The sequence below is a fragment of the Flaviflexus massiliensis genome, assembly GCF_001375495.1.
In the GTDB taxonomy this organism is placed as follows: domain Bacteria; phylum Actinomycetota; class Actinomycetes; order Actinomycetales; family Actinomycetaceae; genus Flaviflexus; species Flaviflexus massiliensis.
Genome location: NZ_LN831057.1, coordinates 117890 through 134750 on the forward strand (window position 1 = coordinate 117890; position 16861 = coordinate 134750).

General features: G+C 59.4%; 21 protein-coding genes. 18 read left to right on the forward strand and 3 right to left on the reverse strand.

The features are described from left to right. The first annotated feature begins 151 nt into the window (after positions 1-151). Together BN1241_RS02120 and BN1241_RS02125 are read left to right on the forward strand one after the other, a co-directional pair. Positions 152-394 (forward strand): hypothetical protein, encoded by a 243-nt coding sequence (locus BN1241_RS02120; protein WP_147599212.1) that lies wholly within the window; start codon positions 152-154, stop codon positions 392-394. Continuing rightward, the gene (locus BN1241_RS02125; protein WP_054952074.1) at positions 391-1008 is read left to right on the forward strand and encodes a nucleoside/nucleotide kinase family protein; all 618 of its coding nucleotides are present in this window, start codon (positions 391-393) and stop codon (positions 1006-1008) included. The genes BN1241_RS02120 and BN1241_RS02125 overlap by 4 nt, the downstream gene beginning before the upstream one ends. A 189-nt stretch (positions 1009-1197) precedes the next feature. Here BN1241_RS02125 and BN1241_RS13170 read toward each other — a convergent pair whose 3' ends face one another. Genes BN1241_RS13170 through tdh form a run of 3 tightly spaced genes read right to left on the reverse strand, consistent with a single transcriptional unit; the run spans position 1198 to position 3087 of the window. Next, positions 1198-1470 (reverse strand): PLP-dependent aminotransferase family protein, encoded by a 273-nt coding sequence (locus BN1241_RS13170; RefSeq protein WP_054952075.1) that lies wholly within the window; start codon positions 1468-1470, stop codon positions 1198-1200. A gap of 28 nt (positions 1471-1498) precedes the next feature. Further along, the gene (locus BN1241_RS13175; RefSeq protein WP_054952076.1) at positions 1499-2017 is read right to left on the reverse strand and encodes an aminotransferase class I/II-fold pyridoxal phosphate-dependent enzyme; all 519 of its coding nucleotides are present in this window, start codon (positions 2015-2017) and stop codon (positions 1499-1501) included. After that, on the reverse strand, positions 2011-3087 hold the full coding sequence (tdh, locus tag BN1241_RS02140; RefSeq protein WP_054952077.1) for an L-threonine 3-dehydrogenase: 1077 nt from the start codon (positions 3085-3087) through the stop codon (positions 2011-2013). Before tdh ends, BN1241_RS13175 begins: the two co-directional genes overlap by 7 nt. Positions 3088-3306: 219 nt before the next feature. Between tdh and ftsY the strand changes: the two genes are divergently transcribed. The 16 genes from ftsY to BN1241_RS02220 all read left to right on the forward strand — a co-directional run bounded on the left by ftsY (position 3307) and on the right by BN1241_RS02220 (position 16852). After that, the gene (ftsY, locus tag BN1241_RS02145; protein WP_054952400.1) at positions 3307-4473 is read left to right on the forward strand and encodes a signal recognition particle-docking protein FtsY; all 1167 of its coding nucleotides are present in this window, start codon (positions 3307-3309) and stop codon (positions 4471-4473) included. 290 nt (positions 4474-4763) lie between these two features. Further along, positions 4764-5258 carry a DUF2975 domain-containing protein gene (locus BN1241_RS02150; protein WP_082418163.1) on the forward strand — a complete coding sequence of 165 codons (495 nt, stop codon included), beginning with the start codon at positions 4764-4766 and terminating at the stop codon, positions 5256-5258. Then, the gene (locus BN1241_RS02155) at positions 5258-5461 is read left to right on the forward strand and encodes a helix-turn-helix domain-containing protein (RefSeq protein ID WP_054952079.1); all 204 of its coding nucleotides are present in this window, start codon (positions 5258-5260) and stop codon (positions 5459-5461) included. Before BN1241_RS02150 ends, BN1241_RS02155 begins: the two co-directional genes overlap by 1 nt. A 210-nt stretch (positions 5462-5671) precedes the next feature. After that, positions 5672-6583, forward strand: a complete 912-nt coding sequence (gene rbsK, locus BN1241_RS02160) for a ribokinase (RefSeq protein WP_054952080.1) — start codon at positions 5672-5674, stop codon at positions 6581-6583. 249 nt (positions 6584-6832) lie between these two features. After that, the gene (gene ffh, locus BN1241_RS02165; RefSeq protein ID WP_054952081.1) at positions 6833-8380 is read left to right on the forward strand and encodes a signal recognition particle protein; all 1548 of its coding nucleotides are present in this window, start codon (positions 6833-6835) and stop codon (positions 8378-8380) included. After that, a complete protein-coding gene (locus BN1241_RS02170) occupies positions 8377-9456 on the forward strand; it encodes an amidohydrolase family protein (RefSeq protein ID WP_054952082.1) in 1080 nt (359 codons plus the stop codon). Before ffh ends, BN1241_RS02170 begins: the two co-directional genes overlap by 4 nt. A gap of 182 nt (positions 9457-9638) precedes the next feature. Next, a complete protein-coding gene (rpsP, locus tag BN1241_RS02175) occupies positions 9639-10097 on the forward strand; it encodes a 30S ribosomal protein S16 (protein ID WP_054952083.1) in 459 nt (152 codons plus the stop codon). Then, complete coding sequence (locus tag BN1241_RS02180) at positions 10097-10336, forward strand: RNA-binding protein (RefSeq protein ID WP_054952084.1); 240 nt, start codon at positions 10097-10099, stop codon at positions 10334-10336. The genes rpsP and BN1241_RS02180 overlap by 1 nt, the downstream gene beginning before the upstream one ends. A gap of 95 nt (positions 10337-10431) precedes the next feature. Then, complete coding sequence (gene rimM, locus BN1241_RS02185; protein ID WP_054952085.1) at positions 10432-10980, forward strand: ribosome maturation factor RimM; 549 nt, start codon at positions 10432-10434, stop codon at positions 10978-10980. A gap of 1 nt (position 10981) precedes the next feature. After that, positions 10982-12379 (forward strand): tRNA (guanosine(37)-N1)-methyltransferase TrmD, encoded by a 1398-nt coding sequence (trmD, locus tag BN1241_RS02190; protein ID WP_054952086.1) that lies wholly within the window; start codon positions 10982-10984, stop codon positions 12377-12379. A 140-nt stretch (positions 12380-12519) separates the two neighbouring features. Next, complete coding sequence (gene rplS / locus BN1241_RS02195; protein ID WP_054952087.1) at positions 12520-12873, forward strand: 50S ribosomal protein L19; 354 nt, start codon at positions 12520-12522, stop codon at positions 12871-12873. Between the two features lie 89 nt (positions 12874-12962). Then, positions 12963-13739: a signal peptidase I gene (gene lepB, locus BN1241_RS02200; RefSeq protein WP_222704380.1), complete on the forward strand. Its 777-nt coding sequence runs from the start codon at positions 12963-12965 to the stop codon at positions 13737-13739. Beyond that, positions 13736-14389, forward strand: a complete 654-nt coding sequence (locus tag BN1241_RS02205; RefSeq protein ID WP_315968838.1) for a ribonuclease HII — start codon at positions 13736-13738, stop codon at positions 14387-14389. Before lepB ends, BN1241_RS02205 begins: the two co-directional genes overlap by 4 nt. Beyond that, the gene (locus tag BN1241_RS02210) at positions 14382-14699 is read left to right on the forward strand and encodes a DUF2469 domain-containing protein (RefSeq protein WP_054952088.1); all 318 of its coding nucleotides are present in this window, start codon (positions 14382-14384) and stop codon (positions 14697-14699) included. The genes BN1241_RS02205 and BN1241_RS02210 overlap by 8 nt, the downstream gene beginning before the upstream one ends. A 138-nt stretch (positions 14700-14837) precedes the next feature. Next, a complete protein-coding gene (gene dprA / locus BN1241_RS02215; protein ID WP_054952089.1) occupies positions 14838-15923 on the forward strand; it encodes a DNA-processing protein DprA in 1086 nt (361 codons plus the stop codon). Next, the gene (locus BN1241_RS02220) at positions 15920-16852 is read left to right on the forward strand and encodes a tyrosine-type recombinase/integrase (protein WP_054952090.1); all 933 of its coding nucleotides are present in this window, start codon (positions 15920-15922) and stop codon (positions 16850-16852) included. The genes dprA and BN1241_RS02220 overlap by 4 nt, the downstream gene beginning before the upstream one ends. The last annotated feature ends 9 nt before the right edge of the window (positions 16853-16861 follow it).

Sequence of the window (16861 nt, forward strand, 5' to 3'; positions counted from 1 at the left end):
AATGTCGGCGTGACCCACTGCTCGAATTGATTTCCCAATACGCCCGGAAACATCCAGCGAGTGTGAGTTCACAGCTAGCTTAGATTACAATTCGGTCACTTGCCGTGTTCGAGCATGTCTTATTCGTGCAGGTCCAGCCATAATTAGAAGCGTGAGTATTGGAATGTTTCTTGCGCTTGTCGGGTTGGTCCTCCTCGTCATCTCTATTGTCATGTTGGTGCGCCGCGACCCCGATGCTGCGAATACGTGGGACGAAACGGTGGGTCTCGTGAGCGAGTCCTACAGCGCCCTGCGTAAAAGGGAACTCGGAAGTCTTGAAGACCAGATCGATGACGTGTCGCTCGGTGATTTCTTCTCCCACGCTGGGCACGAATCCTCACGCAAGACTTCATGACACGTATCGACGTTCCCTCTCAGCTACTCGACCGCGCACGGCAACTCGCCACTACGCGCACAATTCTTGGTATCGCCGGTGCACCCGGTGCTGGTAAATCCACCCTCGCTCACGCCATTCAGGAATCCTTGGGGGAGTCGTGTGTTGTGGTGGGCATGGATGGTTTCCACTACACAAATGATGAACTCGTCAGGTTGGGAAGGCGTGATCGGAAGGGAGCACCCGACACGTTTGACGCTCACGGATACATTTCACTTCTCCAGCGCATCCGCACCGAACCCAACGACATTTATGCGCCTGCCTACCAGCGTGGCATCGGAAACTCTATCGCCTCCGCCATCCGTATCCCCTCCACCGCCACCCTTGTCATCACCGAAGGCAACTACTTGCTCATGAACGAGGAACCGTGGGCTGGAGTGAAGGAGCTGCTCGATGAGTCCTGGTTTGTGGAAGTGAACGAGAACTTAAGGATTTCCCGTCTTATCGAACGCCACGTTGCCTCGGGCAAGGATCCTGACGCAGCAAAGGCCTGGTCACTTGGACCGGATCAAGCTAATGCGGAAATCATTGCAAAAACCCGTGACCGTGCCGACCGCATCGTCACCCTCGATTAGCAGACCTACACTTTTAGACCCACCCCAACGGCATCGATACTCGTGACGAAGCCAGTTGTACCCTCTCGGTTGATCCGCGGGCGAGCAAGGGACCTGCCGCGAGTCCTTCGGCCAAGTATGTGACATGGAGAGGCTTGTGAGGGACTGGGAATTGCGACAGCCACTCACAAGAACTAAGTACTAGTCTCTCTATTTGTTTTCTGCCGTGACACGGTCACGGGAAGCAATGAACGCATCAACGCAGGCGTCGATGTCGGCCTCACTGTGGGCGGCAGAGAGTTGAACACGAATCCGTGCCTCGCCTCGGGGGACCACGGGGAACGAGAATGCGGTGACGTAGACACCGAGCTTGAGCATGTCGTCAGCAATCTGACCTGCCAGCCTCGCACCGTCTTCGCCGGGGAACATGACGGCGATGATGGCGTGGGAGCCAGGGAGAAGATCGAATCCCGCCTCGGTCATTCGCTCCCTGAAATGCGTGGCGTTCTTTTCAAGTGTCTCGCGCAGATGACGCTTCCTTCAGAGCTTTCTCGAGCCCCACCATGTCCCGATTCGCGTACCGAAAACGTTGGGCTTTTGAGAGGCGGACGCCGTCGATGATGGAGGCGTGGTTGAGGGAATCGGAAATGACTGCGTCCTCGGCAGTGAGTAGCACTTCGAAAAGTGCCCCGTTCGCGTCAAAACAGGAGGGGAAGAGGATCGCTGCCTCCTTACCCACGAAGTCGGCAATCTCCTGTTCGAGGAGTGAGTGTGCCTCGTGAGTACCGCAAATAAAGCGGACGGAGGCGGCCCCGAATCCCATCTCGTCCAAACCTTCGTGTGCGGCGGCAATAATCTCAGGATTGTTGGCAAGACCGAGATAGTTGTTGGCACAGAAGTTAAGGGCAGGGCCCTTCGAGGTGGTGATGTGCGGGGCTTGTGGTGAGGTGAGGAGCCGTTCCCTCTTTGTCAGTCCGGCCTCTTCAATGTCTGCCAGTTCTCCAGCGAGCTGGTCCGTGAACGTCACCATGAGTTACTCCAATCGATCAATACTTTTCCTGCATGGCCAGACCCCGCAGCCTCGAATGCTTCCTGCCACCGCTCGGCAGGGAACCTGTGAGTGATGAGTGTGCGGAGTGCTTCTCGTAGCGGCTCGGAGGAGAGGAGAATGGTGGTGGCCGTGTACCAGGTGTCAAACATTTCCCGTCCGTACACGCCCGTGATGGTGAACATGCGGGTGATCACCCGATTCCAGTCAATCCTGTATGGGTGCGCGGGCAAGCCCAGCATTGCAATCTTCCCGCCGTGCGTCAGATTGTTGATGATCGAGTCCATGGCCCTCGGGCTTCCCGACATTTCAAATGCCACATCGAAGCCCTCCTTCATGCCCAAATCCCGCTGCAGATCGGCAATGTCCGTCGTGGTGGCATTGACCAGGACAACTGCCCCGTAGCCGTCGAAAGCCTTGCGTGCCAGGTCGAGTCGATCGTCGAAGACATCGGTGAGAACGACATGGCGGGCGCCTGCATGACGGGCGATGAGGGCGGACATGATCCCAATCGGGCCGGCCCCTGTGATGAACACATCCTCACCGGTGAGGGGATACTGAAAGGCCGTGTGGACCGCATTCCCAAAAGGATCGAAGATTGCACCCAGTTCGGGATCAATCTCCGGTGGTTGCACCCAGACGTTGTGGGCGGGAACGGTCACGTAGGTCGCGAAGGCACCGTCACGGTCGACTCCGATGGAGGAGGTGCGGATGCACATGTGGTGCCTCCCGCCGCGGCAGTTGCGGCACCTGCCGCAAATGACGTGACCCTCGACTGAAACACGATCGCCTATCCGGAGTACATCGGAACGATCGTCTCGTTCCACGCCGGGGCCAAGGTCGACGATTTCACCGAAGAACTCGTGGCCAATGACCTGACCGGGGGAGACATGGGCGGCCGCGAAATCGTCCCATTCCAGGATGTGGAGGTCGGTTCCGCACAACCCTGCATGAAGGACTTTGATCTTGACTTCGTCATGCCCTGGTGTGGGTTCAGCGACGTCACGTAACTCTAATCCGGGACCCTGTTTGGGCTTGACCAGAGCTTTCATTCCTACCTCCTTGTAGTGTGTAGCACCACACTAGCCCCAAGAGGAGACTGAACGCGTAGGAAACGGACAAACCCGCACGCCGCTCTGATCGCTGATCTGATCGCCGGTCAGACCAGCCTCTGGTAAAACTGGATTCCTCACTTGTTATGAATGTGGATTGCTCCTGGTCAAAGAGCGGCCTGGGTGTACTCGGGGTGGAAGATGGGGGAAACTGGTGTCATGCCAGAAACTCTCTATATTGTTCTAGCCGTCATCGTGGTGCTCGGCGTTGTCATCGGCCTGTATGCAGGATCGAAGAAGCGTAAGGGTGACCAGTACCGTCTCGACGAGACCACAACGCCCGTCATCACCGATGAGGAAGCCAGGGCCGATCAGGCCGTTGCCGAACCGGATGTGGTGTCCGATGAACCGGTGGTGGAAGATGCCCCGGTTCCCACCCTGGAAACCCCGGAATCCGTTCCCTCCCGCATGCAGCGCCTGCGCGCACGCCTTGCACGCTCCGGTTCCATGGGCAAGGCCCTCCTCTCCATCCTCTCCCGCGCAGACCTCTCGGAAGACGACTGGGACGAGATTGAAGAAACCCTCCTCGCAGCCGATGTTGGCCTGGAAGCCAGCGACGATCTCATGGAGAAGCTCCGCACCGAAACCAAGGTGCGTGGCACGACCGATACGAGCGTGGTGCGAGAGATCCTGCGCGAACAGCTCCTTGCCCTCGTTGATCCCTCGCTCGACCGAACCCTGGATACCACCCCAGGTGTTGGAGATGATGGTCAGCACCACCCCGCCACCGTTCTCGTCGTTGGCGTCAACGGGACCGGCAAGACGACGACCATCGGCAAGCTCTCCCGCGTACTCGTTGCCGAAGACAAGACCGTAGTCCTCGGTGCTGCGGACACCTTCCGTGCAGCAGCTGCAGAGCAGCTCGCCACCTGGGGCGAACGCGTCGGAGTTGACGTTGTTCGTTCGGACATTGAGGGAGCAGACCCCGCATCGGTTGCCTTCGAGGCCGTTGCTGAGGGACGTAAGCAGAACGCGGATGTTGTCGTTGTCGATACTGCAGGTCGCCTCCAAAACAAGGCCGGCCTCATGGATGAACTGGGCAAGATTAAGAGGGTCATGGAGAAGCAGGCCCCGGTCCGCGAAGTTCTCCTCGTTATCGATGCCACCACCGGTCAGAACGCCATGTCCCAGGCCAAGGTGTTCTCCGAAGTCGTGGGCATCACCGGCATCGTCCTCACCAAGCTTGACGGCACCGCCAAGGGCGGCATCGTCATCAACGTTCAGCGCACCCTCGGAGTTCCCGTCAAGTTCGTTGGACTTGGCGAAGGTGCAGATGATCTCGCACCGTTTGATCCGGAAGGATTCGTCGACGCCCTCCTCAACTAGCGAGGTAAACGAATTCACTGTCCGTGCAGGACGTGTAGTGAAGTGGCGGCCCTGACTTGGGCCGCCACTTTTCATGTAGTCGGCGTCGAGGGCATCAGGGCATCAAGAGCGTGCACGGAGTATGTGGCGTACTTCGTGTAGCGGGCGCATAGGGTTATTTGGAGTTGATTTTCCTCGTCGCTAGGGCCGATCAGAGCCTGCTGTAAAGGAAGATTGAGAGTCTTTTCTCTGAGGTAAAGAACGAGAACTTACCTATTGATTTTCGATAGATATCTATCGAAAATCAATAGATGAATCTTTTTGATCGTCGCCCTTCGCTTGCCTCAGTAGTCATGACGGAGGGATTCTTGGCGGCTCTGTTTCTGCTTGGAGTTGGAGCGATAGCGCTCCTGCCTAGCGTGTCGGCGGAAGTGGCCATCAGCCTTCCCGAATACGCGGATCTGCGTAACCCGTTACTTGCGGCTGCGATCGCCCTCGTACTTCTCGGTCTGATTGCCCTCGCCATGATCGCGCTGCTCGTTCAACGCATTTACTCCGGCAGTATGCTCATGCGCTCGTCACTGCTGTGGGTGGATGTTCTCGTTGTGACTGCCGTGTGGGCAGTCGCGCTCATCACCTCCGGATCGTTTGTTATCAGCAACGGTCAGGCTGGAAGCCCGTTCCTTTTGGTCGTTCAGGTCATCGGGTGCCTGACTCTCCTTGCTATTGCCAGCATCACCCTCGTTCTCCGCTCCCTGCTCAGTAACGCCATTGACATGCGGACCGAACTGGACGAGGTCGTGTGATGGCAATCAGGGTCACGATTGATCGAATGTTGGCTGAGCGTGGCATGAGCGTCGGGGAGTTCGCCGATGCTGTTGGCATCACCCCAGCCAATGTTGCCGTTCTGAAGAATGGCCGAGCAAAAGCCGTGCGCCTTTCAACCCTCGACGCGATCTGCCGAGTGCTCGACTGCCAGCCCGGTGACATCCTCCTCTACGAAGAATGACAGCGGTATTTTGCGACCAAGATTCGGGACTGGGTTTCAGGACTGGATTTCGGTACTCCAGACGAGGATTTATGGCAGGACGCTAAGCAGTGACATTTTCACAGGCTGTTCGTCATGGAGTGGCGATCGGGTACACATGCCCTAATCTAAAGGTGGTGCCGAAGCGGCCACGAATATTTGCGCCAAGGATGACGTGAAGGAAGGTTCACTATGGATATTGCAGTTGTTGGATCGAACATGGTTGATCTCATTACTTACATTGAGCGGATGCCAAAGATTGGGGAGACCCTCGAAGCGCCCGAGTTTGAGATGGGACCGGGTGGGAAGGGAGCGAACCAGGCCATTGCCGCTTCGCGACTTGGTGCCAAGGTGCGGATGGTGACCCGTGTTGGTAACGACATTTTTGCCGCGAACACGATTAAGAACTTCGAGAACAACGGGATCGACACAGAATGGGTGCTCGAAACCGAAGGCTCATCCGGAGTTGCACCAATCTTCGTTGACCAGGACTCCAACAACTCGATCGTCATCATCAAGGGTGCGAACGCACTGCTCACTCCAGAAGATGTGGCAAATGCGGCTGACGCTATTGCCGAATGTGAGCTCCTCGTGCTTCAACTCGAGGTTCCGCTTGAAACGGTCTATGCCGCGATTGATCTTGCCGTTGACAAGGGTGTGCCGGTTCTTCTTAACCCGGCTCCTGCCGATACTCGCCTCGATCCCGAATATGTCGCTAAGTGCACGTACTTCGTGCCCAATGAGACGGAGCTGTCGCTGCTTGCTGGCAAGGACCTTGTCGAACTCGATGAGATTCGTGAAGCGGGAAAGAAGATCCTTGCGGAATCAAATCTTGAGAACCTGATCGTCACCCTCGGATCCCGTGGCAGCCTGTGGCTGACCGAAACGGACGATGTCCTTGTCGAATCCCTCAAGGTTGACGCTGTTGACTCCACGGGTGCGGGCGATGCCTTCATTGGCTGCTTCGCCACCTGCATCGTCAAGGGTGACGATGTTCCCGCAGCCCTCAAAACTGCATCCCGCTACGCCGCGAACTCCGTCACGAAGCGCGGTACCCAGTACTCGTATGCCACGGCAGAAGAGTTCGAGGCCTGGAAGCCGTAGCAATTGGTAAGTGGCTGGTGAAAGGTAGCCGAGACATTGGTGAGATGGTGGGGTGGAGTGCAGACTCCGCCCCACAGCCACGCTTAACTATGGATCCGTTAGGTGAGGTGGGGCCCGTTTTCCTGACCATATTCAATACCCGGTAGAATGGTCGTTACCGTTCGGGTTGAGGCAGAGCCACGGGTGGATGGGTAGTGGTAGGACACCGGAAACGGCTACCCTTAACGAAGTCAAAGGAATAGGAAGACTGTGTTTGCATCACTTTCTGATCGGATAACCGGTTCTTTTAAGCAGCTGCGCGGCAAGGGCCGCCTCTCCGAGGCGGACGTTGACGGTACCATCCGGGAAATTAGGCGCGCCCTGCTCGAAGCGGACGTTGCCCTGCCGGTGGTCCGACAGTTCACTGCCGCGGTCCGTGAGAAGTCCGTTTCTGCTCTCGCCTCCCAAGCGCTGAACCCCGCCCAGCAGGTCATCAAGATCGTCAACGACGAACTGATCGAGATCCTCGGTGGCGACAGCCGCGAACTCAACTTTGCTTCCACCCCGCCCACGGTGATCATGTTGGCGGGTCTGCAGGGTGCCGGTAAGACCACCCTCGCGGGCAAGCTCGGCAAGTGGCTGAAAGAGAAGGACAATAAAGTTCTCCTCATCGCCTCCGACCTCCAGCGCCCCAACGCCGTCAACCAGCTCCAAATCGTTGGTGAGCGAGCGGGTGTGGACGTGTGGGCCCCCGAACCCGGCAACGGCGTGGGAGACCCCGTTCAGGTGGCACGTGACGGTGTTGCTCACGCACGCGCCAACTACTACAACATTGTCATCGTCGATACGGCAGGTCGCCTCGGAATCGACGAGGAGATGATGGAGCAGGCCCGCAACATCCGTGACGCGGTGAAGCCCGATGAGACTCTGTTCGTCCTGGATGCGATGATAGGTCAGGACGCCGTCCAAACCTCGATCGCCTTCCGTGACGGTGTCGGATTCACCGGTGTCGTCCTGTCGAAGCTCGATGGTGATGCTCGCGGTGGTGCCGCACTCTCTGTTCGTGGCGTGACCGGAGTTCCGGTGCTGTTTGCCTCCACGGGCGAGAAGCTTGACGACTTCGAGCGCTTCCATGCGGACCGCATGGCCTCCCGCATCCTCGACATGGGTGACGTCTTAACCCTCATCGAGCAGGCCCAGAAAGCCTACGACGAGGAAGAGGCCGAAGAGCTCGCGGAGAAGATGGCGGGCGGAACGTTCACGCTCGACGACTTCCTCGCCCAGCTGCAGCAGGTCCGGAAAATGGGCTCGATGAAGAAAATGCTGGGCATGATGCCCGGCATGGGCCAGTTCCGTGACCAGCTCGAAAACTTTGACGAACGCGAAGTGGACCGCGTCGAGGCCATGATCCGTTCCATGACGCCCCAGGAACGGAAGGATCCGAAGATCCTCAACGGTTCACGCCGGCTCCGCATCGCCAAGGGTTCCGGCACGACCGTGCAGGAAGTCAACTCGCTCATGGACCGGTTCGAGAAGGCCAAGATCATGATGCAGCAGATGTCGCGCGGTGGCGGAGCTCCCGGTATGGGTTCACTCCCGGGCATGGGTAAGCGAGCGAAGGCACGCCAGCCAGCCCAGAACAAGCGGGGCAAGTCTGCAAACAAGAAGGGCAGGTCCGGCAACCCCGCGAAGCGCGCCCAGCAGGAACGTGAGGCGGCTCAGCGGAAGGCCAACCAGCCCAAGGGCTCGGCCTTCGGTGTCCAGCAGGGCAAGGGAGATACTCCCGACCTCAATGAGCTCGCGAAGTTCCTCCGATGATTCACCTGACCGGCCCCATTCTGACAGGCACCGAGGTTCACCCGGAGGCCTGGGTTGTTGACGGCACGATCACTTATCAGAAGCCGGATGGACAGCCGTCACGGACAATTTCGGGCACGGTTCTGCCCGGCTTGGTTGACGTGCACTGCCACATCGGTTTGGGTTCAGATGTTTTCGTCGAACGAGAAGACGCGCTGAATCAGGCAAAGGCAGTGCTCGACTCCGGCGTCACGCTGGTCCGTGACCTCGGTACGCCCGGGGACATGACCTGGATCGATTCCGAAGTAAATGTTCCCCGCATCATTCACTGCGGCCGACACATTGCCCGCCCCAAGCGTTACCTGCGCGGTATTGCACGCGAGATCGAACCGAATGAACTACCCGAGGTTGTTGCCGAAGAAGCGCAGCGCTCAAACGGCTGGGTCAAGCTCGTAGGCGACTGGATTGATCGCAGCGGGGGAGCGGACTCCGACCTTACACCGCTGTGGCCGCGCGATGTTCTCATCGACGCGGTTGTTGCCGCGCACGAGAACGGCGCCAAAGTAGCGGTTCACACGTTCGCAACCGAAACGATTGACGATCTGCTTGCCGCAAATGTTGACGACATTGAGCACGGCACGGGCATGACACCCGATCAGATGAAAGAGGTCGCAAAGCGAGGAGTATATGTTACTCCCACCGCCAACCAGGTCGAGACCTTCATCGACATCGCAAACCAGGCCGGCACCAAGTATCCGGTGTACGGGGCGCGAATGAGGGACATGTACGAGAACCGGCGCGAGCACCAGGCGGCGATGGCTGATGCTGGAGTCAGCTTCCTTATGGGCTCCGACGCAGGTAGCACCCTGGGCTTTGGAACACTCCCAAGCGAGCTCCTCACCTGCATTGATGCCGGCATCCCCGCCTCCACCGTGATCGCCGCCGCCTCGTGGGAAGGACGGCAGAAGCTGGGCTTCGATGCGCTGTCCGAGGGCGGAGCCGCCGATCTCGTGGTGTACGACGATGATCCACGTAGCAACCCTCAGGTTCTCCTCAACCCGGTGGCTGTGTTGCTGGACGGTCAGCCGCGTGAGTGATGCCACGGATCGGTCTTGTTATTCCACTTGGGGAAAAGGCCCGAATCTGGCACAATTAAACGCTGTACCCGTCGCGTTTTTGGCCCCTCTCACCGACTCGTGGCGTGTCCCGGAGACCGGGAATCTTGGTCCCCACCTAGAATCCCGCAATCCATAACTCAGAACCAGGAGTGACCACACAAGTGGCAGTTAAGATTCGTTTGAAGCGCATGGGCAAGATCCACGCGCCGTTTTACCGTGTAGTCGTCGTCGATGCTCGCAAGAAGCGCGATGGTCGCGTTATTGAAGAGATCGGCAAGTACGATCCGCTTCAGGAGCCCTCGCTCATCGAGATCGACTCGGAGCGCGCACAGTACTGGCTCTCCGTGGGTGCACAGCCGTCGGACGCAGTCCGTCGTCAGCTCCACATCACCGGTGACTGGGCTAAGTTCCGTGGCAAGGGCAACACCGAAGGTGTTCTCGAAGTCAAGACCGTGACGGAAGAAGAGAAGGCAGAGGCACGCGCCGCCGCCATCGCCGCCGTCCAGAACGACGCCGAGAAGCAGCGTGCAGCCAAGGCTGAGGCCAAGGTCGCAACAGAGGCTGAGGGTGGAGCAGCAGAAGCTGACACCGAAGCAGAAGCTCCAGCAGAGGACGCCTAATGTTGGCGGATGTTCTCGAGCACCTCGTGCGTGGCATCGTTGATAATCCTGACGATGTGCGTGTCGACTCGAAGCGCGGTAGGCGCGGGGAGACCCTCGAGGTCCGAGTCAACCCTGACGACCTGGGGCGTGTGATTGGCCGTTCCGGCCGTACCGCACGCGCACTCCGTTCGGTTATGTCCGCCCTCGTGGCACGCGGCTCTGTCCGCGTTGACGTGGTCGAAACAGACCAGGCGTAGCATGGCGGCCCCCGGCATGCCGGTGGGAAGCTAAACAAACTGTAAGGTGCGGGCACGATTCTATTCGTGCCCGCACCTTCTTGTACCCTGGGAACGTGCAGTTACAAGTAGCGATTATCGGTGCAGCCCACGGTCTCAAGGGAGAAGTGCGGCTAGATGTGCGAACCGACCTCCCAGAAAAACGACTCCGGGTCGGCACCATCCTCGAGACCGAGCCAGCAGAGGCCGGCCCCCTCACGATTAAGCGCCACCGCACATACAAGGACTCGTGGTTTGTTGTATTCGAAGAAATCACGGACCGCACCGCGGCAGAGTCGCTGCGCGGGGTAGCTCTCGTCATCGAAACCGATGAGGAAGAAGACCCCGAGGACGATGCTTGGTACCGGCATGAACTCATCGGCCTCGAGGCCCTCGATCCCGATGGCTACACGCTGGGTGCAGTGACGGGCTTGGAGCACATGCCTGGGCACGATCTTCTCGTTGTCGAAGAACCGGATGGAAAAATCACCCGCGTTCCGTTTGTGGAAGCGATCGTGACCGAAGTTGATCCCGACGATAACTGCGTGGTCATCGACGCCCCTCCGGGACTGTTCTCCGAGGACGAGATGATCATTTCCGATGAGACTTCCGGGGAATCGAAGTAGCATGCGGTTCGATATTTTCTCCGTCTTCCCCTCCTACCTCAACTCTCTCCAGCTCTCCCTTGTCGGTAAGGCATCCGTGGCGGGCGCGATTGACGTCCAGGTGCACGACCTGCGGGACTGGACCACGGACAAGCACCGCACCGTTGATGACACCCCGGTGGGCGGCGGTGCCGGGATGGTCATGCGGGCCGACATCTGGGGCAAAGCCCTCGATACCGCTTTCGTTGAGGACGTCGGGGTGGAAAATCCCCGCCGCATTCTCGCGATTCCCACACCTGCGGGTCATCCTCTCACCCAGGAGATCTGCGTGGACCTGGCAGAGCGTTGCGATCAGATCGTCATTGCCTGCGGCAGGTACGAGGGTATCGACTCCCGTGTTGCCACCCACTACGACAGCCACGACGACATTGAGGTCTTCGAATACAGCCTCGGTGACTATGTGCTGAACGGCGGAGAGGTCGCGGCACTCGCACTCGTGGAGGCCGTGGCACGGCTCGTGCCCGGCGTCATTGGAAACCCCGAATCGCTCGTGGAAGAATCCCACGGCAGTGCCGGGCTACTCGAGTACCCGAACTATACGAGACCGCTCGATTGGCGGGGCGAATCCGTGCCCCCGATTCTCACCTCCGGCGACCACGGGAGGGTGGCCAGGTGGCGCAGGGACGAGGCGCTACGCAAGACTGCGCTGCGCAGGCCCGACATGATTGCTGCCCTCGATGCCTCGACACTCGACCGGCGCGACCGTGCCGTGCTCGGGCAATACGGGTGGTACTGGCCGAAGAACCCCGACGTTGGGGCGCACCCGGTCCGGCCCGTCACGGAACTGTCAGCCACCCCCGAGGTGGCTAGCCACTACAGCGAACTGGCCAGAAGAACGTTCCCGGATGCGTGCCCGCAAGACATGCTTGCCTCCGATATTGATGCGTTCATGGACGCGCACCTTGGCCGGGACATGTTTACCACCTACATGGAGTCAGCCGACTGGCTACTCATTGGGTTGAGGGACACGCGGGGCGCACTCATTGCCTACTCTCTCAGCTCCATCCCCGACGGGGATGGCGTGGCTGGTGAAGAGGACGGCGCGCCCGTTGATACGGTGCTCGCCGCGGGGCCGAGGAAGGGCCCCCTCATTGAACTGTCCAAGTTCTATCTCGACCGGCAGTGGCGCGGTTCGGGCCTGGCAGGGATGCTCATGACCGCCACCCTCGAGGAACTCTCCTCCCGGGTGCGCGAATGGGAACGGCCCTACCTCTGGCTTGGAACCAACACGGGAAACAAGCGCGCCCGGTCCCTCTACACCAAGCTTGGCTTCGAGAAAGTCGGCAACCGCCACTTCACCGTGGGTGAGCAGAATAACGACGACATCGTTATGGCCAGAACGCTAGATGTGACATACTAGAACGCGCTGATCACTCGCTGACACAGTACGCAAGTCCTGCCGCAGGGGGATGCGTATCGGCGAGAAATATTCATCTTCGGCAGCCTAGCTGCCCCGATAATCGCTTGTGACCTGCGCGCACGGGTGGGAATAGAAGAAAAATGCATCATCTCGATATTGTTGACAACAAGTCCCTCAAGACCGACGTCCCCGAATTCCGTGCGGGCGACACCGTTCGCGTTGACGTGAACATCATTGAAGGTAACCGCTCCCGTGTCCAGGCCTTCCAGGGAATCGTCCTGGCTCGCCGCGGTGAAGGCGTTCGCGAGACCTTCGTTGTTCGCAAGGTGTCCTTCGGTGTTGGCGTGGAACGTACCTTCCCGATCCACTCGCCCTCGGTTGAGTCCATCACCGTTGTCTCCCGTGGTCGCGTCCGTCGCGCCAAGCTCTACTACCTGCGTGATCGTCACGGCAAGGCTGCCAAGATCCGCGAGAAGCGCGTCGACGCTAAGTAAGTCCAAAGAGACGGCCCGCCGGGATATTCCGGCGGGCCGTCTCTGCTATGTGCCCTATGATAGGGACGTGTTAAGAAGCAGGAGAGTTCATGGCTGAGGACGAGATCGAGGAGATGCCGCCGAGCTATGTCCCTGGCTCCCAGGGCGGGGAGCAGCAGGCCGATGGTGAGCACGGACAAAAGGTGTCTCGCAAGAAGTCCGGCTGGAAGTCATACCTGCTGGAGATGACCGGCATCATCGCCTTCGCACTTGTCGTCTCCATCCTCATCAAAACCTTCCTCTTCCAAGCTTTCTACATTCCCTCCTCATCGATGATGAATACGCTCGAAATTGGGGACCGGATCATCGTCAACAAGTTGGCACACGATGAGGATGACATCAATCGTGGGGACGTCATCGTCTTCGTTGACCCCGGCGGTTGGCTTGCCAACCAGCTCGAGCAGGACCGCTCGGCCGTCATGGATTTCCTTTACGATGCTGGTGAAACAATTGGACTGCTTCCCAAGAACTCGGGCCAGCATCTCGTTAAGCGCGTTATTGGTGTCGGTGGCGACCAGGTGACCTGCTGTAGCGAAGGCGGGGAAATCATGGTGAATGGCGAACCGATCACTGAACCCTACGTTCGCCCCGGAACGATCCCCTCCGCCATGGAATTCGATGTCATCGTTCCTGAAGGCCACGTGTGGGTCATGGGTGACAACCGCTCCAATTCGGAAGACTCCCGCGCCCACATGGGATCCCCCGGTGGCGGATTCGTCCCGGTCGACAACATTGAGGGCCGCGTCGCCCTCATCATGTACCCGTTCTCCCGCTCCGGAGGGCTCGGCGACAACTCGGGTGTCTTCGAGAATGTCCTGGAGCCGTGATCCTCGCAACCTCCGAACTGGAGCAAATGTTCCTAGCCGAGCTCACGGCAGAACTCGGTAGACCAGCCACGATCGTTGGAATCGACGAGGTTGGACGTGGAGCACTAGCCGGCCCCGTCGCAGTAGGAGCCGTCCTCCTCACGACCGACACCGGGCCGGCACCAGAGGGTCTCGCCGACTCGAAGCTTCTGCGTCCCGCCAAGCGCGAACAGCTCGTGACCGAGATCCATCGTTGGACACCGGGAGTCGTTGGCTACGGCTCCGTCCAAGACATCAACGAGCATGGCATCATGGGCGGCCTGCGGGCTGCGGGGATGGCAGCGCTAGCGCAACTGCCCGTCACCCCCGACCTGGTCCTACTCGATGGGTCGGCAAACTGGCTGGCGGGACCCGACCTGTTTGCGGGCGACCTGCCCCCGGTCAAGACCATCATCAAGGGCGATCAGCAGTGCACGATCATCGCCGCGGCCTCGATTATCGCCAAGGTCGAACGTGACAGGGTCATGAGCGAGTTGGATGGCTCGGACAGCTATAGTTGGAAGTCGAATAAGGGCTATGCTTCGCCAGCCCACGTCGATGCTCTCACCCGCCTGGGTCCTCATCGACATCACCGTACGGCGTGGCATCTTCCAGGAGTAAGACATGAGTGAATTGGAAAGCTTTGAAGGAGACATGGAGCTCGCGCTCTACCGTGAGTATCGGGACGTGCTCGGACTCTTCCGCTTTGTAGTTGAAACGGAACGCCGGTTCTATCTGGCAAACGACGTCGACGTCAAGATTCGCTCCGCAAACAACGGTGAAGTCTTCTTCGACGTCGCACTGACTGACGCCTGGGTATGGGACATCTATCGCACCACTCGTTTTGTGCGTTCCGTCCGCATCGTCACCTTCAAGGACGTCAACGTTGAAGAACTCAACAAGTCCGACATCACGAAGGACCTCGGTCTCGACAAGACGTAACCCCACTCCTGACGATTCCTAACGTGTTTCCTCCGGTCCGTCCCCAAAAGGCGGGCCGGAGTTCTTGTCCGCGGCACGGCCTCCCCGGTCATCCGATATTCCCCGATGTGGGGAGGATGATCGAGGAAAGGTAAACACATGACGTTGACACTGACAGGGAAGAAAGCGGCACTGGGCGTGTGGACCCACCTGATCGAGCCCGGGGACCCACCGCCGGAACGAGTCCGACAAGCCCCCATCAAAGCACTAAAAGAACTCGTGACCGGAACCCTGGTCGATGACAGGGCTGAGCGTTGGCGGACCCGATACGAGGGGCTGAGCCCGGACATCCTATCCGGCACCTTCCCAATCAACGGTCACTTCCTTGTCCCGGGAGATGCTCATTGGCCCCTTGCCATGGGGGACCTGGGTGATGTGAGACCGCTCGGCCTGTGGGTTCTGGGGAACACCGAAGTGCTGACACTCCCCGCAGTCTCGATCGTCGGGGCACGCGCCGCCACAAACTACGGTACTTCGGTCGCAACGGATCTGGGCAGGGACCTGGCATCCACCCACGTTCTTGTGTCGGGCGGAGCCTATGGTATTGATGCTGCCGTGCACCGGGCGGCACTTGCTCACCATGGGCGGACGATTGTGGTGCTGGCCGGGGGAGCGGACCGCGTCTATCCGGCAGCACACCGCGAACTGTTTGATGCCGTGCTCATTTCCGGTGGCGCGATCGTATCGGAACAACCACCCGGAGCGGCCCCTGCTCGCCACAGGTTCCTTTCCCGCAACCGCATCATCGCAGCCCTCGGCCAAACCACCATCGTCATCGAGGCGGGTTACCGTTCCGGTGCCCTCTCGACCGCCCGGTGGGCGGCAGAGATCGGTCGGGACGTGGGTGCCGTGCCAGGCCCCGTCACCTCGGCTCTCAGCCAGGGAACAAACCAGCTCCTGCGTGATTATGGTGTCTGCATCACACGAGCAAACGACATTCGCGAGCTACTAGGTGGGATCGTCCCTGACTCTTTCCCAGTTGTTTCGGAGACGGCCTATGACCGGCTCTCTGAACGAGACAAGAGAGTGTGGAATGCTCTGGCCCCCAGCAGAGTCAGCTCAACTCCCGCCGTGGCACAGGAAGCCGGGCTGTCAGCACGTGAGGCGATGACTGCCCTCGAGTTCCTGAAGACCATGGGGCTTGCCCGCTCGATCGCCGGCCGGTGGATTAGAGTAAAGGCATGAGTTCCCTCGCTCTCATCTCGCTACTTGATGCCTACCGGCGCGAGCTTTCCGTACGCAGGGGGCTCTCCGACCACACCGTGTCCGGATACGTGTCGGATGCTCGCGGGCTCCTCACCTACCTGGGCTCCCTTGTAGGGACCGAGATTACCGAGGAGACCACGGTTGGCGACCTCGGTCTTGAAACACTCGAGCTTGACGATCTCAGATCCTGGCTTGGTAGCCAGCAGCGTACCGGTTCCTCACGCTCGTCACTGGCGCGTCGTTCCGCCGCCATCAAATCCTTTACCGCGTGGCTCGCTCAGTGTGGTGTGACGGAGAAAGACGCGGGACTGAGGCTTGCGAGCCCCGCACCCGACTCTCGTCTCCCACACGTGCTTTCTCAAGACGATGCGGCTCGTCTCCTCAACTATTCGAAAGATGTGGCCGAGAGCGGGGACAAATCGAAAATCAGGAACTGGGCGGCCTGCGAGATGCTTTATTCCTCGGCCCTCCGCATCAGCGAGCTGACGGGACTGAATACAGCAGATATTGATGGGGATACGGTCCGCGTTTTCGGCAAAGGACGGACCGAACGGATTGTTCCCCTCGGCATCCCCGCCCAAGAGGCGCTGGGTAAATACATGGAGGTCCGCCACCTCTTCCTGGTCGACCGGACCGACGCACTGTTTCTGGGGGATCGCGGAGGGCGCCTAGACCCGCGCACACTCCGCGGAATCCTCCACCGACTCAGCTCAGCGGCGGGTGTTGGAGATACTGCTCCGCACGACCTGCGGCACTCGGCGGCCACCCACATGCTCGAAGGTGGTTCCGACCTGAGAACGGTCCAAGAGTTCCTGGGCCACAGTTCACTGGGCACAACCCAGCGGTATACGCACGTCTCCCCGGATCGGCTCCGGAAAGCCTTCGGTCAGGCCCATCCGCGGGCCTAACTGATCGCT

Bases quoted from the DNA above. Each gene is read 5' to 3' on its own strand.
- tdh (WP_054952077.1), bottom strand. From the start codon at position 3,087: ATGAAAGCTCTGGTCAAGCCCAAACAGGGTCCCGGATTAGAGTTACGT.
- BN1241_RS02180 (WP_054952084.1), top strand. From the start codon at position 10,097: ATGTTGGCGGATGTTCTCGAGCACCTCGTGCGTGGCATCGTTGATAAT.
- dprA (WP_054952089.1), top strand. From the start codon at position 14,838: ATGACGTTGACACTGACAGGGAAGAAAGCGGCACTGGGCGTGTGGACC.
- BN1241_RS02170 (WP_054952082.1), top strand. From the start codon at position 8,377: ATGATTCACCTGACCGGCCCCATTCTGACAGGCACCGAGGTTCACCCG.
- BN1241_RS02155 (WP_054952079.1), top strand. From the start codon at position 5,258: ATGGCAATCAGGGTCACGATTGATCGAATGTTGGCTGAGCGTGGCATG.
- lepB (WP_222704380.1), top strand. From the start codon at position 12,963: ATGGCTGAGGACGAGATCGAGGAGATGCCGCCGAGCTATGTCCCTGGC.
- BN1241_RS13170 (WP_054952075.1), bottom strand. From the start codon at position 1,470: ATGACCGAGGCGGGATTCGATCTTCTCCCTGGCTCCCACGCCATCATC.
- BN1241_RS02210 (WP_054952088.1), top strand. From the start codon at position 14,382: ATGAGTGAATTGGAAAGCTTTGAAGGAGACATGGAGCTCGCGCTCTAC.
- ftsY (WP_054952400.1), top strand. From the start codon at position 3,307: ATGCCAGAAACTCTCTATATTGTTCTAGCCGTCATCGTGGTGCTCGGC.
- rplS (WP_054952087.1), top strand. From the start codon at position 12,520: ATGCATCATCTCGATATTGTTGACAACAAGTCCCTCAAGACCGACGTC.
- trmD (WP_054952086.1), top strand. From the start codon at position 10,982: ATGCGGTTCGATATTTTCTCCGTCTTCCCCTCCTACCTCAACTCTCTC.
- BN1241_RS02220 (WP_054952090.1), top strand. From the start codon at position 15,920: ATGAGTTCCCTCGCTCTCATCTCGCTACTTGATGCCTACCGGCGCGAG.
- BN1241_RS13175 (WP_054952076.1), bottom strand. From the start codon at position 2,017: ATGGTGACGTTCACGGACCAGCTCGCTGGAGAACTGGCAGACATTGAA.
- BN1241_RS02150 (WP_082418163.1), top strand. From the start codon at position 4,764: ATGAATCTTTTTGATCGTCGCCCTTCGCTTGCCTCAGTAGTCATGACG.
- rbsK (WP_054952080.1), top strand. From the start codon at position 5,672: ATGGATATTGCAGTTGTTGGATCGAACATGGTTGATCTCATTACTTAC.
- BN1241_RS02125 (WP_054952074.1), top strand. From the start codon at position 391: ATGACACGTATCGACGTTCCCTCTCAGCTACTCGACCGCGCACGGCAA.